The sequence below is a fragment of the Bordetella genomosp. 5 genome (assembly GCF_002261475.1).
GTDB lineage: Bacteria > Pseudomonadota > Gammaproteobacteria > Burkholderiales > Burkholderiaceae_B > Bordetella.
The window spans coordinates 310,566-333,576 of sequence record NZ_NEVN01000008.1 but is presented as its reverse complement, the minus strand read 5'-3'; the positions used below and the strand labels follow the sequence as shown (position 1 = coordinate 333,576).

The 23,011-nt window shown below is 65.9% G+C and carries 19 protein-coding genes; 12 read left to right on the top strand and 7 right to left on the bottom strand.

Going from position 1 to position 23,011, the window contains the following annotated elements:
* Positions 1-82: 82 nt before the first annotated feature.
* Genes CEK29_RS16030 through CEK29_RS16020 form a run of 3 tightly spaced genes read right to left on the bottom strand, consistent with a single transcriptional unit; the run spans position 83 to position 2,729 of the window.
* Positions 83-1,753 carry a PhoH family protein gene (locus CEK29_RS16030; RefSeq protein ID WP_094858670.1) on the bottom strand — a complete coding sequence of 557 codons (1,671 nt, stop codon included), beginning with the start codon at positions 1,751-1,753 and terminating at the stop codon, positions 83-85.
* Positions 1,754-1,809: 56 nt separating this feature from the next.
* Complete coding sequence (locus tag CEK29_RS16025; protein WP_094802047.1) at positions 1,810-2,274, bottom strand: peroxiredoxin; 465 nt, start codon at positions 2,272-2,274, stop codon at positions 1,810-1,812.
* Positions 2,271-2,729, bottom strand: a complete 459-nt coding sequence (locus CEK29_RS16020; protein WP_094802045.1) for an Mth938-like domain-containing protein — start codon at positions 2,727-2,729, stop codon at positions 2,271-2,273. The genes CEK29_RS16025 and CEK29_RS16020 overlap by 4 nt, the downstream gene beginning before the upstream one ends.
* 236 nt (positions 2,730-2,965) lie before the next feature.
* On the opposite strand from CEK29_RS16020, the gene alaC reads away from it, so the two are divergent.
* The 4 genes from alaC (at position 2,966) to CEK29_RS16000 (ending at position 7,271) form a co-directional block, all read left to right on the top strand.
* Positions 2,966-4,153, top strand: coding sequence for an alanine transaminase (gene alaC, locus CEK29_RS16015; RefSeq protein ID WP_094858669.1), 1,188 nt, complete (start codon positions 2,966-2,968; stop codon positions 4,151-4,153).
* On the top strand, positions 4,150-5,454 hold the full coding sequence (locus tag CEK29_RS16010; protein ID WP_094802041.1) for a homoserine dehydrogenase: 1,305 nt from the start codon (positions 4,150-4,152) through the stop codon (positions 5,452-5,454). The genes alaC and CEK29_RS16010 overlap by 4 nt, the downstream gene beginning before the upstream one ends.
* On the top strand, positions 5,451-6,863 hold the full coding sequence (thrC, locus tag CEK29_RS16005; protein ID WP_094858668.1) for a threonine synthase: 1,413 nt from the start codon (positions 5,451-5,453) through the stop codon (positions 6,861-6,863). Before CEK29_RS16010 ends, thrC begins: the two co-directional genes overlap by 4 nt.
* A 186-nt stretch (positions 6,864-7,049) precedes the next feature.
* The gene (locus CEK29_RS16000) at positions 7,050-7,271 is read left to right on the top strand and encodes a YgdI/YgdR family lipoprotein (RefSeq protein WP_094802037.1); all 222 of its coding nucleotides are present in this window, start codon (positions 7,050-7,052) and stop codon (positions 7,269-7,271) included.
* 144 nt (positions 7,272-7,415) lie between these two features.
* On the opposite strand, the gene CEK29_RS15995 is transcribed toward CEK29_RS16000, so the two are convergent.
* Together CEK29_RS15995 and pepN are read right to left on the bottom strand one after the other, a co-directional pair.
* Entirely contained in the window at positions 7,416-8,435 is a 1,020-nt protein-coding gene (locus tag CEK29_RS15995; protein WP_094858667.1) for a class 1 fructose-bisphosphatase, read from the bottom strand.
* Positions 8,436-8,444: 9 nt separating this feature from the next.
* Entirely contained in the window at positions 8,445-11,150 is a 2,706-nt protein-coding gene (pepN, locus tag CEK29_RS15990) for an aminopeptidase N (protein WP_094858666.1), read from the bottom strand.
* Positions 11,151-11,310: 160 nt separating this feature from the next.
* Here pepN and CEK29_RS15985 point away from each other — a divergent pair, with 160 nt between their 5' ends.
* Positions 11,311-11,970 carry a DUF4136 domain-containing protein gene (locus tag CEK29_RS15985; protein WP_094858726.1) on the top strand — a complete coding sequence of 220 codons (660 nt, stop codon included), beginning with the start codon at positions 11,311-11,313 and terminating at the stop codon, positions 11,968-11,970.
* A 258-nt stretch (positions 11,971-12,228) separates the two neighbouring features.
* Here the strand turns inward: CEK29_RS15985 and CEK29_RS15980 are convergent, their stop codons facing one another.
* Positions 12,229-12,597 (bottom strand): H-NS histone family protein, encoded by a 369-nt coding sequence (locus tag CEK29_RS15980; protein ID WP_094802031.1) that lies wholly within the window; start codon positions 12,595-12,597, stop codon positions 12,229-12,231.
* A 123-nt stretch (positions 12,598-12,720) separates the two neighbouring features.
* On the opposite strand from CEK29_RS15980, the gene CEK29_RS15975 reads away from it, so the two are divergent.
* From CEK29_RS15975 to glcF, 7 genes are all read left to right on the top strand, one after another.
* Positions 12,721-13,563, top strand: a complete 843-nt coding sequence (locus CEK29_RS15975; RefSeq protein WP_094802029.1) for a carbon-nitrogen hydrolase family protein — start codon at positions 12,721-12,723, stop codon at positions 13,561-13,563.
* 4 nt (positions 13,564-13,567) lie between these two features.
* Entirely contained in the window at positions 13,568-15,028 is a 1,461-nt protein-coding gene (gene tldD / locus CEK29_RS15970; RefSeq protein ID WP_094802027.1) for a metalloprotease TldD, read from the top strand.
* A gap of 273 nt (positions 15,029-15,301) precedes the next feature.
* Entirely contained in the window at positions 15,302-16,375 is a 1,074-nt protein-coding gene (gene aroG, locus CEK29_RS15965) for a 3-deoxy-7-phosphoheptulonate synthase AroG (protein WP_094802025.1), read from the top strand.
* Positions 16,376-16,489: 114 nt separating this feature from the next.
* Entirely contained in the window at positions 16,490-17,899 is a 1,410-nt protein-coding gene (locus CEK29_RS15960; RefSeq protein WP_094802023.1) for an FAD-binding oxidoreductase, read from the top strand.
* A 205-nt stretch (positions 17,900-18,104) separates the two neighbouring features.
* Positions 18,105-19,604, top strand: coding sequence for an FAD-linked oxidase C-terminal domain-containing protein (locus tag CEK29_RS15955; RefSeq protein WP_094858665.1), 1,500 nt, complete (start codon positions 18,105-18,107; stop codon positions 19,602-19,604).
* 11 nt (positions 19,605-19,615) lie between these two features.
* On the top strand, positions 19,616-20,722 hold the full coding sequence (gene glcE / locus CEK29_RS15950) for a glycolate oxidase subunit GlcE (protein WP_094858664.1): 1,107 nt from the start codon (positions 19,616-19,618) through the stop codon (positions 20,720-20,722).
* Between the two features lie 3 nt (positions 20,723-20,725).
* Positions 20,726-21,958, top strand: coding sequence for a glycolate oxidase subunit GlcF (glcF, locus tag CEK29_RS15945; protein WP_094858663.1), 1,233 nt, complete (start codon positions 20,726-20,728; stop codon positions 21,956-21,958).
* A gap of 33 nt (positions 21,959-21,991) precedes the next feature.
* Here glcF and CEK29_RS15940 read toward each other — a convergent pair whose 3' ends face one another.
* The gene (locus CEK29_RS15940) at positions 21,992-22,927 is read right to left on the bottom strand and encodes an alpha/beta hydrolase (protein ID WP_094858725.1); all 936 of its coding nucleotides are present in this window, start codon (positions 22,925-22,927) and stop codon (positions 21,992-21,994) included.
* Positions 22,928-23,011: the final 84 nt, after the last annotated feature.

Below are 23,011 nucleotides of genomic sequence, written 5' to 3'. Positions count from 1 at the left end.
GACAATATAGGATGCTACACCGAGCCAGAAAAAACCCGCGCCGAAGCGCGGGTCGGGGATGGCGCGATGACGCGGCGTGGGGTCAGAGCACGTCGCCGGCGTAGTCGGCCAGACGCGAACGCTCGCCCCGCTGCAACGTGACATGGCCTGAATGCGGCCAGCCCTTGAAGCGGTCGACCACGAAGGTCAGGCCCGAGCTGCCCTCGGTGAGGTAGGGCGTGTCGATCTGGGCGACGTTGCCGAGGCAGACCACCTTGGTGCCGGGGCCGGCACGCGTGATCAGCGTCTTCATCTGCTTGGGCGTGAGGTTCTGCGCCTCGTCGATGATGAGGTACTTGTTGAGGAAGGTGCGGCCGCGCATGAAGTTCAGCGACTTGACCTTGATCCGCGAGCGGATCAGGTCCATGGTGGCGGCGCGACCCCAATCGGCCCCGCCTTCGCCATCGCCCATGTTGAGCACGTCGAGGTTGTCCTCGAGCGCGCCCATCCAGGGCAGCATCTTCTCTTCTTCGGTGCCCGGCAGGAAACCGATGTCTTCGCCCACCGGCACCGTGACGCGGGTCATGATGATCTCGGTGTAGCGCTTGGTCTCGAGCACCTGGGTGATGCCGGCCGCCAGCGCCAGCAGCGTCTTGCCGGTACCGGCCTGTCCCAGCAGCGACACGAAATCGCATTCGGGATTCATCAGCAGGTTGAGCGCGAAATTCTGCTCGCGGTTGCGGGCGGTGATGCCCCAGACGTTGTTCTTGCCGTGGGTGTAGTCACGCAGCGTGGCCAGGACGGCGGTCTTGCCGCTGACCTCGCGCACCTGCGCGTACAGCGGCATCTGGCCTTCGAAGAAGACGAACTGGTTCACCACGAACTGCGCACACAGCGGGCCGCGGATGCGGTAGAACGTCGTGCCGCCCTGTTGCCACGATTCGACGTCCTTGCCGTGCTTGTTCCAGAAGTCTTCGGGCAGCTGCATCACGCCCGAGTACATCAGGTCGGAGTCTTCGAGGACGTGATCGTTGTAATAGTCTTCGGCCGCCATGCCCAGCGCGCGGGCCTTCAGGCGCATGTTGATGTCTTTCGACACCAGCACCACCTCGCGGTCGGCGTACTTTTCCTGGAGCGCGCGCACCACCCCCAGGATCTGGTTGTCGGCCTTGCCCATGGGCAGGTCCGACGGCAGCGTGCTGTGGATGGCCGTGGTCTGGAACATCAGGCGCCCGGTGGCGTCCTTGTTGCCCAGCTTGTCGAGCGCCAGACCCTCGTCGAGCTGCGCGCCGTCCTGCACCAGGGCGTCGAGCGAACGGCTGACCTGGCGGGCGTTGCGCGCCACTTCCGACATGCCCTTTTTCTGATGATCCAGCTCTTCGAGCGTCATCATGGGCAGGAAGATGTCGTGTTCTTCGAAACGGAAGATCGACGTGGGATCGTGCAGCAGCACGTTGGTGTCGAGCACGAACAGCTTGCGCGGCTCGCCGGACGCCGGGGCGCGCGTCTTGCGCGGTGTGCTGGCGGTGCGGGGAGGCTTGGCGGTCTTGGCCGCCGGCGCGGGTTTGGCAGGAACGGCTGCAGGGGCTTTGGCCTGCGGCTCAGGGGCTTCTTTGCGGCCTGGCGCGGTCAATCCTTCGAGTTCGGGCTGAACCAGCAGATCCTCGTCGTCGAGGTCGGCGCTGGCGTCCCCCCGGGGCTTGGCCCGGGCGGCCTCTCCAGAAGGAAAGGTCAGGATCGCTGCGGGTCGGGTAGGCAACTTCGGAAGCGGCATAAGGGTCAATCTCCTGTGTAAGCCGGCTGAATGCCTGACATAACCGATATATGAGGCTAGCCGATGCTCTTGGCGGCCTGCAGGACTTCCTTGGCGTGGCCGGGCACCTTCACCCCGCGCCACTCCTGCACCAGCACACCGTAGGCATCGATCAAGAAAGTGCTGCGTTCGATGCCACGCACCTGTTTGCCATACATATTCTTCTGCTTGATGACGCCGTACAGATTGCACACGGTTTCGTCGGCGTCGGAGATGAGGGGGAAGGGAAGTTCGAACTTGGTTTTGAAGTTCTCGTGAGACTTGAGCGAATCGCGCGAAATGCCCAGCACGATGGTGCTGGCGCCGAGGAACTCGTCGTGCATGTCGCGGAAATCCTGGCTCTCGGTCGTGCAGCCCGGGGTGTTGTCCTTCGGGTAGAAATACAGCACGACCGCGCGGCCCTGGCACTGTTCCAGACTGACCGGGCCGATCGTGCTTTCGGCCGTGAACAGAGGGGCGGGCTTGCCGATGGTTGCGCTCATGGAGAGATCTCGTCGGTGGGCAGCAGGGCGACGACCACGCGCCGGCCTTCCGCCATCAGGATGTTGTAGGTACGGGCGGCCGCCTGGGTGTCCATCACCTCGACGCCGACGCCGGCCATGAGCAGCGGGCGCAGGACTTCGGGAGGCAGCATGCGTTGGCGCAAACCGGTGCCCACGATCAGGACTTCGGGCGAATCGGGCGAGCGCGTGAGCGTGGTGCTCTCGGGTTCGTCGAGAAAGGCCAGGGGATCGCGGGCGGGGGCTGCCAGGCCGGCGGCCTGCTGAAGCAGGGCGGCGGTGATGTCGGTCGCGACTCGGACCGGCCATTCGGTGACGTCGCCTTCGGGGCCAAAGGCGACCGCGTGAGAAAATCTTGCCTGGTTGACCTCGATATAGCCCTCGCCATAGGCGGTGACCGTGTTCAGGGCCGACGCAGGATCAGTATGCAGCTTCAATAAATACTCCGGCTTATACGGGTCCGATGATAGCGCATCGCCGTGACGGTATGTTGCAGGGGAATCACGGGGGCGCCGGGGACACAGCGCGGCCCATTTGCCGGACGGGCACGCTTGCGCTAGATTACAAGGTTTTGTTGCGCCGCAATCGCGCAAGAACCATGCCCGACGCCGCGCCACGCGTGCCCCCCGGGTTCCGACACCGTCTCATCCCCTCGCCATTTAGGATCATTCCCATGAGGAAGTTCTCTCGCATCGAGCGCCTGCCCCCGTACGTTTTCAACATTACTGGCGAGCTCAAGATGGCGGCCCGGCGTCGGGGCGAAGACATCATCGACATGTCGATGGGCAACCCGGACGGCGCCACGCCCAAGCACATCGTCGACAAGCTGGTCGAGGCCTCGAGCCGCGAGACCACGCACGGCTACTCGGTGTCCAAGGGCATCCCGCGTCTGCGCAAGGCCATCTGCGACTGGTATCAGCGCCGCTACGCCGTCGAGTTCGATCCGGATTCCGAAGCCATCGTCACGATCGGCTCCAAGGAAGGCCTGGCTCACTTGATGCTGGCGACGCTCGATCGCGGCGACACCGTGCTGGTGCCGAACCCGAGCTACCCCATCCATATCTACGGCGCCGTGATCGCCGGCGCCAGCATCCGCTCCGTGCCCATGACGCCCGGCATCGATTTCTTCGAAGAGATCGAGCGTGCGGTGCGCGAGTCGATTCCCAAGCCCAAGATGATGATCCTGGGCTTCCCGAGCAATCCCACGGCGCAGTGCGTCGACCTGTCGTTCTTCGAGCGCGTGGTCGCCCTCGCCAAGGAGCACGACATTCTGGTCGTGCACGATCTGGCCTACGCCGACATCTGTTTCGACGGCTACGTGGCGCCTTCCATCATGCAGGTGCCGGGCGCGCGCGATGTCGCCGTCGAGTTCTTCACGATGAGCAAGAGCTACAACATGGCGGGCTGGCGCATCGGCTACATGGTGGGCAACCGCGAGCTGGTGGGCGCGCTCGCACGCATCAAGAGTTATCACGACTACGGTACGTTCACGCCGATTCAGGTGGCATCGATTGCCGCGCTGGACGGTCCGCAGGATTGCGTGAACGAGATCGTGGCCCAGTATCAGCGCCGGCGTGATGTGCTGGCGCGCGGTCTGCACGAAGCAGGCTGGAATGTGGAAATCCCGAAGGCGTCGATGTACATATGGGCGCAGATCCCAGAGCCCTACAGGGCAATGGGCTCTTTGGAATTCTCCAAGCGTGTCCTGTCGGATGCGAAGGTCGCCGTGTCCCCCGGGATCGGCTTCGGCGAGTATGGCGACGAATACGTGCGCTTCGCTCTTATCGAAAACGAGCAGCGCACCCGCCAGGCGGTGCGCGGCATCAAAGATATGTTCCGCAAGGACGGTTTGCTGAAATGAATCCCATGAAGGTCGGCCTGTTGGGCCTGGGCGTGGTCGGTGGCGGCACCTGGAGTGTGCTGTCCCGCAACGCCGAAGAAATCGCACGTCGCGCCGGACGGCGCATCGAAGTCAGCCGCATCGCGGTGCGTGACGTGGCCAAGGCCCGCGCGCGCGTGGGCGAGGGCATCGATATCTCCACCGACGTCAACGCGCTGGTGCGCGATCCGGACATCGATATCGTGGTCGAGCTGATCGGCGGCGATACCGTGGCCCGCGAACTGGTGCTCGAAGCCATTGCCCAGGGCAAGCACGTGGTCACCGCCAACAAGGCGTTGCTGGCCAAGCACGGCAACGAGATCTTCGCCGCGGCTTCCGAGCGTGGCGTGATGGTGGCCTTCGAGGCCGCGGTGGCGGGTGGCATTCCCATCATCAAGGCGATCCGCGAAGGCCTGACGGCCAACCGGATCGAGTGGGTGGCCGGCATCATCAACGGCACCACCAACTTCATCCTCTCCGAGATGCGCTCGCGCGGCCTGCCGTTCGCCGAGGTGCTGGCCGAGGCCCAGCGCCTGGGCTACGCCGAGGCCGATCCCACCTTCGACGTCGAAGGCGTGGATGCCGCGCACAAGCTCACGCTGCTGGCCTCGCTCGCCTTCGGTGTGCCAGTGCAGTTCGACAAGGCCCACATCGAGGGCATCTCGCAACTGGCCCAGGAAGACATCGCGCACGCCGAGAAGCTCGGCTACCGCATCAAGCTGCTAGGCATCACCAAGCGCCGTGCCGAAGGCATCGAACTGCGCGTGCACCCCGCGCTGGTGCCGGCCGAGCGTCTGCTGGCCAATGTCGAAGGCGCGATGAACGCCGTGCTGGTGCGCGGCGACGCCGTCGGCCCGACGTTGTACTATGGTCAAGGCGCCGGTGAAGAACCCACCGCCTCGGCCGTGGTGGCCGACCTGGTCGACGTGACCCGCCTGCATACCGCGGACCCGGGTAATCGCGTACCGCACCTGGCCTTCCAGCCCGATGCGATGTCCGACCTGGCGATCCTGCCGATCGAGCAGGTGAGCACCTCTTACTACCTGCGCCTGCGCGTCGACGACCAGCCCGGTGTGCTGGCCGACATCGCGCGCATCCTGGCCGATCGCGGCATCTCGATCGGGTCGATGATCCAGCAACCGTCGCACATCGGCGGCGCCGACATCATCTTCCTGACCCATCAGGCCGTCGAGGGCAACGTCAACCAGGCCATCGAGCGCATCGAATCCCTGTCGTTCGTGCGCTCCAAGGTGACCCGACTGCGCATGGAAAACCTCACATGAAGTACGTTTCGACCCGCGGCGGCATGGCCCCGCAAGCGTTCTCCGACATCCTGCTCGAGGGCCTCGCGCCCGACGGCGGGCTGGCGATTCCCGAGACCCTGCCCCGCGTCGACGCCGCCACGCTTGAATCCTGGCGCGGCCTGGATTACGCCGGGCTCGCCTACGAGGTGTTGTCGCTCTTCGCGACCGACATCCCGGCCGACGTGCTGCGCCGCCTGACCGCGGCCGCCTACAACGAACAGGTGTTTTCGAGCGAAGACATCGTGCCGTTGCGGCCGCTGGGCGGCGAGCTCAAGCTGCTGGGCCTGTCCGAAGGCCCGACGCTGGCATTCAAGGACATGGCCATGCAGTTCCTGGGCCAGGTTTTCGAATACGTGCTCACCGAGCGCAACACCACGCTCAACATCGTGGGCGCCACGTCCGGCGACACCGGCTCCGCTGCCGAGTACGCGCTGCGCGGCAAGAAGGGCGTGGCCGTGTTCATGCTGTCGCCTCACGGCCGCATGAGCACGTTCCAGCGCGCGCAGATGTATTCGCTGCAAGACGAAAACATCCACAACATCGCGGTGCGCGGCGTGTTCGACGAGGCCCAGGACATCGTCAAGGCTTTGGCCGGCGATCTGGACTTCAAGAACCGCTACCGCCTGGGCGCCGTCAATTCCATCAACTGGGCCCGCATCGCGGCACAGGTGGTGTATTACTTCCACGGCTGGCTGCGCGCGACCGACGAGGGCGGTGCGAAGGAAGTCTCCTTCGCGGTGCCGTCCGGCAACTTCGGCAACATCCTGTCGGGCCACATCGCCCGCAGCATGGGTCTGCCGGTGCGCCGCCTGGTGCTCGCCACCAACGAAAACAACGTGCTCGAAGAGTTCTTCCGCACCGGCATCTATCGTCCGCGCGGGCCGCAGCACACCTACGCGACCTCCAGCCCGTCGATGGACATTTCGCGCGCCTCCAATTTCGAGCGCTTCGTGTTCGAGCTGGTCGGCCGCGACGCCGACCGCGTCAAGGTGCTCTGGGCCCAGCTCGCCGAGCAGGGCAGCTTCGATCTGTCGGAGCGTCAGCCCGACTTCGAACGCCAGTATGGCTTCGTGTCCGGCGTGAGCAACCACGACGACCGCCTGGCTACGATCCGGCAGGTGTACGAGGAGAGCGGCGTCCTGATCGATCCGCACACGGCGGACGGCGTGAAGGTCGCGCGCGATTTCCTCGAGCCGGGCGTGCCCATGCTGGTGCTCGAGACCGCGTTGCCGGCCAAGTTCTCCGACACCATCGAGGCCGCGCTGGGGCATCCCGTCCCGCCGCCGCTGGCACTGGCCGACCTCGAATCGCTGCCGCAGCGTGTCACCGTCATGGACTGCACGCAGGCGGATGTGCGCGCTTTTATCGAGGCCAACGCCAAGATCTGAGCGCCGCGCGTTGCGCAAAAGCCCCATCCGGACGCGTGCCGGGTGGGGTTTTTTCATGCTTGTTACGTTTTCGCCGGGATCTGTAGCGGCGGATACAGACCCATGCACTTTGACCACAACCCGTCACCGGCAAGGCGGCTTCGCGCAGGTACAGTGAATTCACCTTAAGACAAACGGAGAACGCCCATGCGCTTCAAGAACATGACGCTAGCCCTTGTCCTGACCGGTGTCGGCGTGATGGCCGGCTGCTCGTCGCCCACCGTCGTGGAAAAGCGTGACGGAAGTCAGGTCATGACGTCGGACGAGCCCGATTACAACAAGAAGACCGGTATGTACGAGTACGAAAAGGACGGCAAGAAGGTCCAGATGAACAAGGACGACGTGAAGACCATGGAACAGGTCAAGTGATCGCGGGCCATCGCTGATGGCCGGGTGATTGCGATCCGCCCGCCGATGACGGCCCCTAGGGGCGCCATCGGCGGGCGGTTTTCATTGAAAAGGCCGTACCGGCTTGCGCGGGTACGGCCTTTTCGTTCGAGCAGCGGATGGACGTCAGCCCGCCGCTGCCTCCTGGTGATAGCGTCCGACGCGCTCGACTTCGTTCTTCGAGCCCAGGATCACGCTCACGCGCTGGTGCAGCTGGTCCGGCTTGATGTCGAGGATGCGTTCCACGCCGTTGATCGAGGCGCCGCCCGCCTGTTCGACGATGAAGCTCATCGGATTGGCTTCGTACATCAGGCGCAGCTTGCCCGCCTTGCCCGGTTCGCGCGCATCCCAGGGATACATGAACACACCGCCGCGGGTCAGGATGCGATGCACGTCGGCCACCATCGAGGCGATCCAGCGCATGTTGTAGTCCTTGGCCAGCGGGCCGGTGACACCGGCCAGGCACTCGTCGATATAGCGTTTGACCGGGGGAGCCCAGTGGCGCATGTTCGACATGTTGATGGCGAATTCCTTGGTGTCGGCGGGGATGCGCATGTTGTCGTGCGTCAGCACCCACGAACCCATTTCGCGATCGAGCGTGAAGCCCACCACGCCATGGCCCACGGTGAGCACCAGCATGGTCTGCGGGCCGTACACGGCGTAGCCGGCCACGACCTGCTGGCTGCCGGGCTGCAGGAAATCCTGTTCGGTCACGGGGGCGCCCGCGACGTGGTGCGGTGCGCGCAGCACCGAGAAGATCGTGCCGATCGACACGTTCACGTCGATGTTCGACGAGCCGTCGAGGGGATCGAACAACAGCAGGTATTCGCCCTTGGGATAGCGGTTGGGAATCGGATGGATCGTTTCCATCTCTTCCGACGCCATGGCGGCGAGGTGGCCGCCCCATTCATTGGCTTCGAGCAGGATCTCGTTGGACATGACGTCCAGCTTCTTCTGCACTTCGCCTTGCACGTTTTCGCTATCGAGGCTGCCGAGCACACCGCCCAGCGCGCCCTTGCTGACGGCGTGGCTGATGGCTTTGCACGCACGCGCGACCACTTCGATGAGCAGTCGCACTTCGGGTGCGATGGCCTCGGTCGAGCGCTGTTGCTCGACCAGGTATTGAGTCAGGGTTTTGCGTTTCAAATGAGCCTCCTATGCGGCGAATTCCAATGCTTTCGAGACGATTTCCTGTACGTTGCGCGAAAGGTCCGGATGCTGGCGGACGCGTTCGAGCGCCTTCTGCATCGGCGCGCGCAGCGCGGGGATGAAGCGGGACCAGTTGTCCAGGGCGCGGGCCAGCCGCGCCGCGATTTCCGGATTGAGCGCGTCGAGCGCGAGCACTTGATCCGCCCAGAAGCCGTAGCCGCTCGCGTCCGTGTGGTGCATGCCGCGGGCGTTGTTCAGGCAGAACTGGAAGATCAGGGCGCGCGCGCGATTCGGGTTGCGCAGCGTGAAGGCCGGGTGCTGCATCAGCGCACGGATCTGCGCGACGCCGGCGCCACGGGCGGTGGCTTGCAGCGCAAACCACTTGTCGACCACCAGCGGGTCTTTTTCCCAGCGCTGATAAAAGTGAGCCAGCGCAGCCGCGGCCGCCTTTTCGTCGGCGTAATTCACGAGCGAGGAGAGGGCGGCCAGGCTGTCGGTCATGTTGCCGGCCTGGTCGTATTGGGTCTGGGCCAGCGCCTGCGCACCCTCGATGCCACCGGCCATCAGGTGGCTCAGGGCGAGGTTCTTGAGCGCGCGGCGGCCCACGGGGCCGGGCGCCGGGCTATACGCGCCGGGCGTCTGGTTGGCGTCGAACGCGGCGCGCCACAGCGAGGCCAGCCGGCGGCCGAGCTCGGCGCGCAGAAAGTCGCGCGCGGCGGCCAGTGCCGGCGGGTCGATCGGCTCCATGCGCTCGGCGAGCGTTTTCTCGGAGGGCAGCGACAGCGCGCGGGCGCGGTAGCCGGCGTCGAGTTCGGGGTCCGAGAGCAGGGCGCGCCATGCCTCGAAGAAGGCGTCATCCACCTCGAGCGGCGCGCCTTCGCGATGCTGGGCGGCAAGCGCGAGGATCTGGCGCGTGGCGAGCTCCTGACCGGCTTCCCAGCGGGCGAACGGATCGTTGTCATGGGCCGAAAGCAGGGCCAGCTCTTCGTCGGTCCAGTCGTATTCGACGATCACCGGGGCCGAGAAGCCGCGCAGCAGCGACGGCACCGGCGCTTCGTCGATATCGTCGAAGGTCCATTGTTGCGATTCGGCGGTGAGCTCGAGCAGCGCCGTATCGACGGTCTGGCCGCCGCTGCGCAGCGGCAGCGCACGGCCGTCGCGCCCGAGCAGGCCGAGTGCGAAAGGAATATGGAACGGTTGCTTGGTGCGGCCGTTGCCCGCGCGCTTCTCGACGCCCACCGGCGCGCAGCGCTGCGTGAGCGTGATCGTGACGCGGCGTGCCTGCGCGTCGTGGTCGATCTGGACCGCCACGCGCGGCGTGCCCGCCTGCGAGTACCAATTGCGGAACACCGTCAGGTCGCGGCCGGGATGCTGGGTGCGATACACCGAATCCATGGCGTCGACGAAGTCGTCGCAGGTGACGGCCTGGCCGTCGTGGCGGCGGAAGTACTCGGCGATGCCCGCCTGGAACCCGGCCTCGCCCAGCAGCGTGTGCTGCATGCGGATGACCTCGGCGCCTTTTTCGTACACCGTGGCGGTGTAGAAGTTGCCGATCTCCTGGTAGCTGTCGGGGCGGATCGGATGCGCCATCGGACCCGCGTCCTCGGGAAACTGCGCGGCGCGCAGCGTCACGACGTCGTCGATGCGTTTGACGGCGCGCGCGCTCGCGGCGGCGGCCGCGTCGAGGTCGCGCGCCATCATGTCAGCGCTGAACTCCTGATCGCGGAACACCGTGAGCCCTTCCTTGAGGCTCAGCTGGAACCAATCGCGGCAGGTGACGCGGTTGCCCGTCCAGTTGTGGAAATACTCGTGGCCCACGACCGACTCGATGCCGTCGTAGTTGGCGTCGGTGGCGGTGTCCGGATCCGCCAGCACATACGCGGCATTGAAAATGTTGAGGCCCTTGTTCTCCATGGCCCCCATGTTGAAGTCACGCACCGCGACCACCATGAAGCGGTCCAGGTCGAGCTCCAGGTCGAAGCGGGTCTCGTCCCAGCGCAACGCGCGTTCGAGAGACTCCAGCGCCCATTCGGTGCGCGATTCGGAGCCCGGGTCGCTGTAGACCTGCAGCAGCACCTCGCGGCCGGACGCCGTGCGCACGCGCGACTCCCGGTGGGTCAGGTTGCCCGCGACCAGCGCGAACAGATAGCAAGGCTTGGGGAACGGGTCTTCCCAGTCGGCCTGGTGGCGGCCGTCGGGCAGACGCTGCGTCGAGATGAGGTTGCCATTGGACAGCAGCAGCGGATAGGCCTCGTCGGCGCGCAGCGTGACGCGGTAGCGCGACATCACGTCCGGGCGATCGGCGAACCAGGTGATGCGGCGGAATCCCTCGGCCTCGCATTGCGTGAAAAAGTTGCCGCCGGAGACGTACAGACCCATCAGCGTGGAGTTTTCGCTCGGGCGGCAGCGGCTCAGGGTCTCGACCCGCGCTTCGTCGGGCAGGTCGCGCAGCACCAGCTGGCGCTCGGTCACGCTCCAGCGCTCGGCCGGCCAGGGCGTGCCGTCCACCGACACCGACACCAGTTCGAGGTCTTCGCCATCGAGCTCGAGCGCGGCATTCGCGGGCGCGTCGGCGCGGCGACGCACCAGCATCGCGCAGTGCACGTCGGTGCTCTCGGGCGCCAGATCGAAGGTCAGGGCGACTTCGTCGATGGTGTAGGGATACGGAACGTAGTCCTTGCGATAGATGGTGACTGGCGTATCAGTGCGCATGGCTTCCCGAGGGCTGAAGGACAAAGACGTATTGTAGGCGCAGGCCGTCATCCTCTATCGGACACGGTATTGCAAGAGTTAAACTTTTGCCTGTCGCGCCGGTCCAACTGTACAGACGCGCTCGCCTGCTCGTCTTTGGATGCCCGATATGTACGCTGACATGTTCAATAAATACGCAATTGCACGCGCCGCAGGCCCCGCCGTCGCCCGGGTGTGCCGCTGGATCGGCTTGTCCGTCGTCCTGGCGGGCGCCGCGGTGATCAGTGGCTGCGCCACCCCCACCGTGGCCGCGCGGGTCACGTCGTTCCAGCAGTGGCCGGCGGATGCCACCGGGCAGACCTACCGCTTCGCGACCGTGGATCCGGTCCAGGCCAATAATCTCGAATATCAGTCTTACCGCGACACCGTTCGCGCCGGTATCGGCGCCACCGGCCTCGTCGAAAGCCAGGGCAATGGCCCGGCGCGTTTTACCGTGTCGTTCGAATATGGCGTCGCGCAAACCCAGGTGATGGTGCGCCGCGCGTACGATCCGTATTTTTACGGCGGCTACGGCGGTTTTTATGGTCCGCGGTGGGGCGGCTTCGGCTACTGGGGCCCCGAGTGGGTCGACGTGCCGATGGTGGCCTATCGCAACCACCTGAGCCTGCGCATCCTCGACAACGCGCGCAACGGCGCCGAGGTGTATCGCTCGTCGGCCTATATCAACACCGAGCGCGACAATCTCGTGCGCACGATGCCTTACCTGGTGCGTGCCATCTTCGACAATTTCCCGGGCAACAACGGCGCGGAGCGTCAGGTGGCGTTCCCGGTAGACCAGTGAAAATACGGCGGGCGCTGTCTGTTTAATCCCACAGCGTTCCGTATTGCCTGACGATTTACTGACTTTGGCGGTGAGACAAAAATCTCGCGCCTGCGGAAAATCACCGGATATTTCACGGCGGCGTTCCGGGTTGCGGAAATATATCAATCCGCCCGTTAAATGTTGGGCAATTCGCCGAAATATTGCAGTGCGCGGGCGAAAAAAAAGCGCGTCATCGAGACGCGCTTTTTTGCCGACAATAAATCGTGTCGGGCGATGTCATTTGATCAGGAAGCTGTCGCGGGCGGCGCCGCTGCTCTCTTCGGCCACCAGCCAGCGCGGGGCTTTGCCACGGCCGCTCCAGGTTTCGCCCGTCTTGGGGTGACGGTACTTGGGCGCCACGGCGCGCTTGGCGCTGGAGCTCGCGCCGGAGGTGTTCTTGCTGCGCGGCGCGCTGCGCGGCGCTTTGGCCGAACCCAGGGCGGCGACGATCTCTTCGGGGGTGATATTGTATTCACGCATCGACTTGATGATCGAGGCGATCACCGGCTTGCGGCGCCGGGTCTGAAGGGCTTCGGCGCGCTTCTGGAGTTTGTTGATTTCCTTTTCGATCTTGAGTTGCTGCGCTGCGTAAGTCTCACGGGGCATGATTTTTGTTTCCTGGTATTGATTCAAATTCGCCGGCTTGCTTTCATATGCTTTAGTTGTTTTTCAATAATACAGAAATTATTCCGACCAGTCTCTAGACTTTTGTGAAGGAATTTGTAGCAAATGACCGACCGCCTATTTCCGTCCGAGCCAAGCGCCATGCGGGTTGCCGCCATCCAGATGGTCAGCGCGCCCGATCTCCATGAAAACCTCGAAACCGCTGGTCAATTGATCGAAACAGCGGCGCAAAGCGGCGCCAAATTGGTGGCTCTGCCTGAATACTTCTGTTTTATGGGTCGTCAAGATACTGACAAACTTGCGATCAAAGAGGCCGACGGCGCTGGCCCGATCCAGGAATTTCTGGCCCGCACCGCACAGCGCCACGGCATCTGGCTGGTGGGCGGAACCCTGCCCATGGCCAGCCCCGAACCGCAGCGGGTTTTCAATACCACCATGGTGTTCGGCCCGGACGGCAAGCCCGCGGCGCGCTACGACAAAATCCATCTGTTCAATTTCCAGCGGGGCGAAGAGTCTTATGACGAGGCGCGGGCAATTTGCCCGGGCGCTCAGGTCCAGACCTTCGATACCGAGGCCGGCAAGGTCGGATTATCGGTTTGTTATGACCTGCGTTTTCCGGAACTCTATCGTGCCATGGGACCGGTAAACCTGATCCTGGTTCCCGCCGCATTTACGTATACGACCGGGCAGGCGCATTGGGAATTGCTGCTGCGAACCCGCGCCATCGAAAATCAGTGCTACGTGCTGGCACCGGCGCAGGGCGGCACCCACCCGACGGGCCGGCGCACCTGGGGCCATTCCATGCTGGTGGATCCCTGGGGCGAAATCGTCGATGTGTTGCCCGAAGGGCCGGGCGTCATCGGCGGTACCATAGAGCCTGAGCGCATCGCGCACGTCCGGGCCAGCCTGCCCGCACTGCGCCATCGAGTCCTCTCGGCTGAAAGATAATCCAATGAAACTGATCGAACCCGCCATCCAATCCCTGGCCACTGCCAAATCGCTGTTGCTCGACCCCTGGGGGCTCACGGAAGCCGACCTGGCGCGGGCGCTGGGAGAAATCTTCACCCACAAGGTCGACTACGCCGACCTGTATTTCCAGTACACGCGCAGCGAAGGCTGGAGCCTGGAAGAGGGCATCGTCAAGACCGGCAGCTTCTCGATCGGTCAGGGCGTGGGCGTGCGGGCCGTGAGCGGCGAAAAAACCGCCTTCGCCTATTCCGATTCGCTGTCCCAACAGGCGCTGATGTCGGCCGCCCAGACGGTGCGCGGCATCGCGCGCCGCGGCGCCGGCCGCGTCAAGGTGGCGGCCCACCGGCCCGTCGACGACGCGCGGCGCCTGTATGACGACGTCGATCCGCTCACCACGCTGTCGGCCCCCGACAAGGTCGCGCTGCTGGAGCGCATCGAACGCATGGCGCGCGCCCAGGATCCGCATGTGATCCAGGTGATGGCCGGCCTCGGCGCCGAATACGACGTGGTTCTGATCGCGGGCAGCGACGGCCGCCTGGCCGCCGATGTGCGGCCCCTGGTGCGCCTTTCGCTTACGGTGATCGTGGAGCGCAACGGCCGGCGCGAGATGGGTCATGCGGGTGGCGGCGGACGCACCGGTCTGGCCTATTTCACCGACGACATCATGCGCGGCTATGTCGAGCGCGCGGTGCACGAAGCCATGATCAACCTCGAGGCCCGTCCGGCGCCCGCGGGCGAGATGACGGTCGTGCTGGGTTCGGGCTGGCCCGGCATTCTGCTGCACGAGGCGGTGGGCCACGGTCTGGAGGGCGATTTCAACCGCAAGGGCTCGAGTGTGTTCTCGGGCCGCGTGGGTGAGCGCGTGGCGTCCAAGGGCGTGACCGTGATCGACGACGGCACCATCGAAGGCCGCCGCGGCTCGCTCAATATCGACGACGAGGGCAATGCCACGCAGCGCAACGTCCTGATCGAAGACGGCATTCTGCGAGGCTACATGCAGGACACGCTCAACGCCCGCCTCATGAAGACGGCCGCCACCGGCAACGGCCGGCGCGAGTCTTTCGCGCATCTGCCCATGCCGCGCATGACCAATACCTACATGCTGGCCGGCGACAAAGAGCCCGAAGAAATCCTGCGTTCGGTCAAACGCGGCCTGTACGCGGTGAATTTCGGCGGCGGCCAGGTCGACATCACGAGCGGCAAGTTCGTGTTTTCGGCGTCCGAGGCCTACATGATCGAAGATGGCAAGGTGACCTATCCGGTCAAGGGCGCCACCCTGATCGGCAATGGCCTGGACGCCATGAACCGGGTCAGCATGATCGGCAACGATCTGGCGCTGGATTCGGGCGTGGGCACCTGCGGCAAAGAAGGCCAGAGCGTGCCGGTGGGCGTGGGCATGCCGACCGTGCGCATGGACGGTCTTACCGTCGGCGGCACCGAATAAGCGGTCCCGGCCCGCACCGCGGCCGCCCCCCCGAGGGACGGCCTGCTCAAAAAAACCGCGCGACGCGCGGTTTTTTTTGTGCTAGAGTCTGTCGCCATGAAATACGCGTCCCCCGCCTTTTATTTTTATTTTTTTGGTTTTCTGAAGCCGCTGGCGGAGGAAGGGACGCGCTCAACCTGAAGTATGTAGAGAATCCCCCGAAAAAGCCGCCAGCGATCTGGCGGCTTTTTTGTTGCCGTCAGCCTGGCGGGTTCACCACCCAGGAGCCTTACCGTGTCGCACAACACCGACGATCTTCGTATCCGTGAAATCAAAGAGCTGAATCCGCCCGCGCATGTGATGCGCGAATTTCCCTGCACCCGCGTCGCGTCCGAAACCGTTTTCGCCGCGCGCCAGGGCTCGCACCGGATCCTGCACGGCATGGATGATCGTCTGATCGTCGTCATCGGCCCCTGCTCGATTCACGATACCCGCGCCGCGCTGGAATATGCCGACCGGCTCAAGCCCCTGCGCGACAAGCTCAAGGCCGATCTCGAAATCGTCATGCGCGTGTACTTCGAGAAGCCGCGCACGACCGTGGGCTGGAAGGGGCTCATCAATGATCCCGATCTGGATGGCAGCTTCGACATCAACAAGGGCGTTCGGGTGGCGCGCGAGTTGCTGCTGGAGATCAACAACAAAGGCGTGCCGGCGGGGTGCGAATATCTGGACATGATCACGCCGCAGTACATCGCCGATCTGGTGGCCTGGGGGGCGATCGGGGCGCGCACGACCGAAAGCCAGGTGCATCGCGAGCTGGCCTCGGGCCTGTCGTGTCCGGTGGGCTTCAAGAACGGTACCGACGGCAACATCAAGATCGCCGTCGATGCGATCAAGGCAGCGTCGCAGCCGCATCATTTCCTGTCGGTGACGAAGGGCGGTCATTCGGCCATCGTGTCGACGGCCGGCAATGAAGACTGCCACGTGATTCTGCGCGGCGGCAAGACGCCCAATTACGATGCCGCCAGCGTCGAGGCCGCCAGCCAGGAGCTTGCCAAATCGGGATTGGCGCAGCGCCTGATGATCGACGCGAGCCACGCCAACAGCAGCAAGAAGCCCGAGAATCAGCCGCAGGTGGCCGACGACGTGGCCCGCCAGCTCGAGCGCGGCGACGGCCGCATCGTCGGCATCATGATCGAAAGCCACCTGCTGGCCGGCCGCCAGGATCTGGTTCCCGGCCAGCCGCTGACCTACGGCCAGAGCATCACCGATGGCTGCATCGACTGGGATGCTTCCGTGCAGGTGCTGGAGCGTCTGGCGCAGGCCGTGCGCGAGCGCCGCCGCGTGACGATGACGACCGGCAAGTGATCGCTTCCGTCCCGACCTAGGGTTGTCCCTGGGTCGGGAAGCGGGCGCCGATGCCGATCCGCCGTGCCCGCAGGCGTAGAATCGCAGGATTCCCTTCCACTCATTCAAGCTGCCATGAACGCTCCCTTGCACCCCGAAACGCTGCGCCGTCCCGTGCCCGCCGCCTGTCTCGATGCGCTGAAAGACAAGTTCGGCGAGCGGTTCACGGTGTCGGAGAGCGTGCGCGAGCATCACGGCACCGACGAGTCGCCGTATCCGCCGATGCTGCCCGACGCGGTCGTGTTCGCGCAGAGCACCGACGAGGTCGCTTTCGTGGCGCGCCTGTGCAACGAGCATCATGTGCCGCTGATTCCTTATGGCGCGGGTTCGTCGCTCGAGGGCCATCTGCTGGCCATCCAGGGCGGCATCAGCCTCGACCTGTCCCAGATGAATCAGGTGATCTCGGTCAATGCCGAAGACCTCACCGCCACGGTGCAGGCCGGCGTATCGCGCAAGGCGCTCAACGAAGAGATCCGTTCCACGGGCCTGTTCTTCCCGATCGATCCGGGCGCCGATGCCAGCCTGGGCGGCATGGCCGCGACCCGCGCCTCGGGTACCAATGCCGTGCGCTACGGCACCATGCGCGAAAACGTCATGTCGCTCACGGTCGTCACCGCCGATGGCCGCGTGATCCGCACCGCGGGCCGTGCGCGCAAGTCTTCCGCTGGCTACGACCTCACCCGCATCTTCGTGGGCAGCGAGGGCACGCTGGGCATCATCACCGAAGTCACGGTGCGGCTGTATCCGCAGCCCGAGGCCGTGTCGGCCGCGATCTGCAACTTCCCCTCGCTCGACGATGCGGTGCAGAGCGTGATCGAGATCATCCAGATGGGTGTGCCGGTGGCGCGCGTCGAATTCATGGACAGCGCGGCGGTCAAGGCGGTCAACCAGTACAGCAAGCTCACCCTCACCGAATCGCCCATGCTGGTGTTCGAGTTCCACGGCAGCCCGGCCGGCGTGCAGGAGCAGGCCGAGACCGTGCAGGCCATCACCGCCGAACACGGCGGCATGGATTTCGAGTGGGCCGAGCGTCCCGAGGATCGCAACCGCCTCTGGACGGCCCGCCACAACGCGTATTTCGCGGGCCTGCAATTGCGCCCCGGCTGCCGCGCCAGCACCACCGACGTCTGCGTGCCGATCTCGCGCCTGGCCGAGTGCGTGCGCGAGACCGTCGACGAGCTCGACGCCGCCAGCTTCCCGTACACCATCGTCGGTCACGTGGGCGACGGCAATTTCCACGTCCTGATGCTGCTCGATGCCGACAGCGAGAAAGAGTGGCAGGAGTCGGAGGTGATCAACCACAATCTCGTGCGCCGTGCGATCGCGGCCGATGGCACCTGCACGGGCGAGCATGGCGTGGGGCTGCACAAGATGCAGTTCATGGCCGAAGAGCATGGCGAAGACGCGCTGGCCCTGATGCGCAGCCTGAAGCATGCCTTCGACCCCAACAACATCCTCAATCCGGGCAAGATCATCAACTGGTGATCGGCGTGGCATCCGTGCCATCCGTTGCCTGAGGGCCACAAATTTCTGGCCGGCACCGCGCGAGCGGTGCCGGCCATTTGCTTTGCGCCACGCCGTGAGCCGTGCGCGCGCGCGGTCGCGCGGAGTGCGGCGGGCGGGTCGCGTGCGGCCCCCTGCGGGTAAATCCCGGCGTGTGCGAAGCAGGGGGGATTGTTATCGTTCCTTCATGAACTCCCTGGTCGAATCTGGCCTGAGCCACGCGCAGGCGCCGTTTTCCGCCGCATCGCTGGTGCGCGCCCTGCAGCAGGTGTTGCCCACGCACTGCGTGCTACACCGTGAAGAAGATACCCGCCCGTACGAATGCGACGGGCTGTCCCTGTTTCGGGCCTTGCCCGCCGCCGTGGTCCTGCCCGAAACCGAGGCGCAGGTGCAGGCGGTGATGAAGCTGTGCAAGCGCATGAACGTGCCGGTGGTGGCACGGGGCGCGGGCACCGGGCTTTCCGGGGGCGCGATGCCGCACGCACAGGGCGTGCTCATGGGGCTGTCGAAGTTCAACCGCATCAAGCACATCGACGCACGGGCCTGCACCGCCACGGTGGAGCCCGGCGTGCGCAACCTCGCGATCTCCGAAGCCGCCGCGCCTTACGGTCTCTATTACGCGCCGGATCCCTCTAGCCAGATCGCCTGTTCGATCGGCGGCAATGTCGCGGAGAACTCCGGCGGCGTGCACTGCCTGAAGTACGGCCTCACGGTACACAACGTGCTGCGCGTGCGCATGATCACGATCGACGGCGAGGTGGTCGAGCTGGGCTCCGAAGCACCCGATGCCGCCGGCGTCGATCTGCTCGCGGTGTTCATCGGATCGGAAGGCATGCTCGGCGTGGTCACCGAGGTGACCGTCAAGCTCATTCCGCGCCCGGCCTGCGCGCAGGTGGTGATGGCGAGCTTCTCGAGCGTCGAGGCCGCCGGCAACGCCGTCACGCGCATCATCGCCGCCGGCATCATCCCGGCCGGTCTCGAGATGATGGACCGCCAGGCGACGCACATGGTCGAACCCTTCGTCCAGGCCGGCTACGACCTCGACGCGCAGGCCATCCTGCTGTGCGAGTCGGACGGCACCCAGGAAGAAGTGGCGCACGAGGTGGCGCGCATGGAGGCCATCTTCAAGGAGGCGGGCGCCACGCGCTGCCAGGTGTCGGCCAGCGAGGCCGAACGGCTGCGCTTCTGGGCCGGCCGCAAAAACGCCTTTCCGGCCGCGGGGCGCGTGTCGCCCGATTACTACTGCATGGACGGCACGATTCCGCGCCGCCATCTGGCGCGCGTGCTGGGCGCCATCGAGCAGATGGAAGACGAGTTCGGGCTGCGCTGCGCCAATGTCTTCCATGCGGGCGATGGCAATCTGCACCCGCTGATTCTGTTCGATTCGAATAAGCCTGACGAGGTCGAGCGCGCCGAGAAGTTCGGCGCCGCCATCCTCGAGCTGTGCGTGCAGGTGGGAGGCACCGTGACCGGAGAGCACGGTGTGGGTATGGAGAAAATAGATCAAATGTGCGTGCAATTTTCGCGTGAAGAGCTCGACGCGTTCCTGGCCGTCAAACGGGCATTCGACCCGCCTGGCCTGCTCAATCCCGAGAAAGTCATCCCGACCCTCGCCCGTTGCGCCGAATACGGCAAGATGCACGTGCACGGCGGTGAACTGAGATTCCCCGACCTGGCCCGATTCTGAGGCCGGCCGCGATGGAGTTCGTTCTGTCCGAGTTGTGCGAGCAGGTCATGACGGCGCGCGCCGGCCACAAGCCCTTGTTTGTGTGTGGCGGTGGCAGCAAGTCGTTCTATGGCAATCATCGCCCCGTGACCCCACAGGATGGCCACTGCATGCTCGACATGTCGGCCTACCGGGGCATCATCAACTATCAGCCCTCGGAGCTGGTGGTGACCGCGCGTGCGGGCACCACGCTCGTCGAGCTCGAGGCCGCGTTGGCCGAGCACAACCAGATGCTGGCATTCGAACCGCCGCATTTCGAGCCGTCCGCAACGATCGGCGGCTGCGTCGCGAGTGGCTTGTCGGGGCCGCGCCGCATGGCCGCGGGCGCCGTGCGCGACTTCGTGCTGGGCGCGCGCCTGCTCGATGCGCAGGGCCGTTTGCTGGCCTTCGGCGGCGAGGTCATGAAGAATGTCGCCGGCTACGACGTGGCGCGTCTGCTGACCGGCTCGCTCGGCATCTTCGGCGCGATCCTCGAGGTATCGGTCAAGGTCGTGCCACGGCCCGCCGAAGAACTCACACTGTGTCTGGCGCTGGACGAAGCGCAGGCACTCGACGCGTTCGCGCGCTGGCGCAGCCAGCCGCTGCCGATCTCGGCGGCCTGCTGGGTGCCGGCCGCGCAGCCGGGCCAGCCCGGCCGCTGTGCCGTGCGGCTGTCGGGCGCGCCGCCGGCAATCACCGCGGCGCGGGCGCGTATCGGAGGCGAGCCGCTCGACGCGGTGGCGGCCAACGACTGGTGGCTGGCCCTGCGGGAGCAGACCCATCCGTTCTTCCAGGGAGGCGTGCCGCTGTGGCGCCTGGCGGTGCCGCCGACGGCCCCCGCGCTGAATCTCGGCCCCACCCTGATCGAGTGGGGCGGCGGGCAGCGCTGGCTGAGCGCGCGGCACGACCCATCGGCCCTGCGTGCCGCGGTGCAGGCGGCAGGGGGGCACGCCACGCTGTTTCGCGCCGCGGGCGGCGCGCCGGCCGATGGCGTGTTTCATCCGCTGTCTCCCGCGGTGGCCGCGATCACGCGGCGGCTCAAACAAGAATTCGATCCGGTCGGGTTGTTCAACCCGGGCCGTCTGGTGCCGGAGCTCTAGACCATGCAGACGCATCTTGTTCAATGGGCGCGCGAGCGTTCGGCGGGGCTCGAAGCCGACGCCATCCTGCGGCGCTGCGTGCATTGCGGTTTCTGCACGGCGACCTGTCCCACGTATCAGGTGCTGGGCGACGAACGCGATAGCCCGCGCGGCCGCATCTATCTGATCAAGCAGGTGCTGGAAGGGGCGGAGCCGACCGCGGCCACCCAGCAGCATCTGGACCGCTGCCTCACGTGCCGCAATTGCGAAACCACCTGCCCCTCGGGTGTGCAGTACGGGCATCTGGTGGACATCGGCCGCGCCATTGTCGATGAACGCGTGCAGCGGCGCTGGCCCGACCGCCTCAGGCGCTGGCTCTTGCGGCGCGGGCTGACCTCGCCGCTGTTCGCGCCCGCGATGCGGGTGGGACAAAGCGTCAGAACCCTCCTGCCGCAGGCGCTGCGGCGCAAGGTGCCGGCGCGGCGCGACGCCGGGGTGTTGCCCGACCCCGACCGGCACGCGCGCCAGGTGCTGCTGCTGACAGGCTGTGTGCAACCGGCCATGATGCCGAGCATCGATGCGGCGACGATTCGCGTGCTCGATGCCATCGGCATCGGCGCGCGCATGGCGCCGGGAGCGGGCTGCTGCGGCGCGCTCAGCTTCCACCTCGATGCGCAGGAAGACGCCTTGCAGCAGATGCGCGCCAACGTGGATGCCTGGTGGCCGCTGCTGCAGGATGGCGCCGTCGAAGCCATCGTGATCAACGCGTCGGGCTGCGGCGCGACCGTGCGCGAATATGCCCACCACCTGCGGCACGAGCCGGTGTACGCCGCGCGCGCGGCCGAGCTGGCCGACCGGATCAAGGACGTGGCCGAGATCGTGGCACCGCATGCCGACCGGCTCGCCGCGCAGCTGGGGCCCGCGCCGCGTGCCGCGTTCCATCCGCCGTGCACCGTGCAGCACTGGCAAGGCCTGCGGCCGCTGTCCGAAAGGTTGCTGGCGGAGCTGGGCTTCGTCTTGCAGCCCTTCGGCGAATCGCATCTGTGCTGCGGTTCGGCGGGTGCCTATTCGGTGCTGCAACCCGAGATATCGACCCGCCTGCGCGACCGCAAGCTTGCCGAGATCTCGCGCACCGAGCCCGAGGTCATTGTGTCGTCGAACATGGGTTGCATCGGCCACCTCCAAAGCGGCACCGAGGTGCCGGTGCGGCATTGGGTCGAGGTGGTCGACGAGCGCCTGAGCGCGCGGCCGCGCTGAGTCGGTGGCCGCGACCCGCCCGGGCGCGCGGGCCTACCGCGGCTGAGTGGCCGGGCGGTCCGCGGCGATTTCCACCGCGCGCTCGGCGGACGCCGGCAACATCGGGCCGTGCGTCAGGCCCGGAAACGTGATGTACGCGACCTCGGGATCGCGCGTGCGCAGCAGGCCGGCCAGCCCGGCCGCCTGACCCGCGGGCACCTGCCTGATCTCCGCGGTAGGGGCTCCGGGGATCGGTTTGCGCAGATGTTCCGCATCGCCCACCATGATCACGACCTCGGGCGCCGGGCCCGGGCGGGGCGCCGCCACGTACTCGCGTGCGCGGTCCATCATGTAAGGCGCCTGCCACCACATCGACGGGCTGGCCGCCACGAAGCGCTGGAAACTGCCGGGCGCCGTGAACAGCGTGTCCAGCACGAACAGGCCGCCATACGAATGCCCGTACAGCGTCTGGCGCGCCGGATCGATCGGTGCGTGGCGCGTGGCCCAGGGCTTGACCTCGTTTTCGATGAACGCGCGCCAGTCGGCCGCGCCGCCGTTGCGTCGCAGCGGGTTGCGGGGGTCGGGCGCACCTTGCGGACCGGCGCCGGGGAGGGCGGGCAGGTAGTCCCATGCACGCGCATCACCGTCCACCCGTTCGTTGGTGTCGTAACCGATCCCGACCAGCACGACACCGGCGGTCAGGTCGCCGCGGTCGCGCTCGGCCAGCGCCTGCATGGCGGCATTGCCGTCGAGCAGGTACACGACCGGCCAACCGCTGGCAGGCGCCGGCCCCGGCGGTACCGACAGCATCAGGCGCACCGCGCGCAGTCCGTCCGCGCGCGGCAGCACCTCTTGCTGTACCAAGCCCAGGCGTCCGAGCTGTGCGCGCACCTGCTCGGGGCTGAGGGTTTGACGTGCGGGCTGGGCCGCGGCCTCGCCGGCGGCGGCGAGCAGGGGGATCGACAATAGCAGTGCGGCGCGGGCTCGCATCTTCAACTCCATCAAACGGTAAAACGCCGATGCGCGCCCCTCGGCGCGCATCGGCGGGCGGCGAGGGCATGCCTCGCCGTGCGC

Coding starts and splice junctions, on each gene's coding strand:
- CEK29_RS16010 (WP_094802041.1), top strand. CDS start 4,150: ATGAATCCCATGAAGGTCGGCCTGTTGGGCCTGGGCGTGGTCGGTGGC.
- CEK29_RS15955 (WP_094858665.1), top strand. CDS start 18,105: ATGAACTCCCTGGTCGAATCTGGCCTGAGCCACGCGCAGGCGCCGTTT.
- CEK29_RS15940 (WP_094858725.1), bottom strand. CDS start 22,927: ATGCGAGCCCGCGCCGCACTGCTATTGTCGATCCCCCTGCTCGCCGCC.
- CEK29_RS15980 (WP_094802031.1), bottom strand. CDS start 12,597: ATGCCCCGTGAGACTTACGCAGCGCAGCAACTCAAGATCGAAAAGGAA.
- glcE (WP_094858664.1), top strand. CDS start 19,616: ATGGAGTTCGTTCTGTCCGAGTTGTGCGAGCAGGTCATGACGGCGCGC.
- pepN (WP_094858666.1), bottom strand. CDS start 11,150: ATGCGCACTGATACGCCAGTCACCATCTATCGCAAGGACTACGTTCCG.
- glcF (WP_094858663.1), top strand. CDS start 20,726: ATGCAGACGCATCTTGTTCAATGGGCGCGCGAGCGTTCGGCGGGGCTC.
- thrC (WP_094858668.1), top strand. CDS start 5,451: ATGAAGTACGTTTCGACCCGCGGCGGCATGGCCCCGCAAGCGTTCTCC.
- alaC (WP_094858669.1), top strand. CDS start 2,966: ATGAGGAAGTTCTCTCGCATCGAGCGCCTGCCCCCGTACGTTTTCAAC.
- CEK29_RS15985 (WP_094858726.1), top strand. CDS start 11,311: ATGTTCAATAAATACGCAATTGCACGCGCCGCAGGCCCCGCCGTCGCC.
- CEK29_RS16030 (WP_094858670.1), bottom strand. CDS start 1,753: ATGCCGCTTCCGAAGTTGCCTACCCGACCCGCAGCGATCCTGACCTTT.
- CEK29_RS16025 (WP_094802047.1), bottom strand. CDS start 2,274: ATGAGCGCAACCATCGGCAAGCCCGCCCCTCTGTTCACGGCCGAAAGC.
- tldD (WP_094802027.1), top strand. CDS start 13,568: ATGAAACTGATCGAACCCGCCATCCAATCCCTGGCCACTGCCAAATCG.
- CEK29_RS16000 (WP_094802037.1), top strand. CDS start 7,050: ATGCGCTTCAAGAACATGACGCTAGCCCTTGTCCTGACCGGTGTCGGC.
- CEK29_RS15960 (WP_094802023.1), top strand. CDS start 16,490: ATGAACGCTCCCTTGCACCCCGAAACGCTGCGCCGTCCCGTGCCCGCC.
- CEK29_RS15975 (WP_094802029.1), top strand. CDS start 12,721: ATGACCGACCGCCTATTTCCGTCCGAGCCAAGCGCCATGCGGGTTGCC.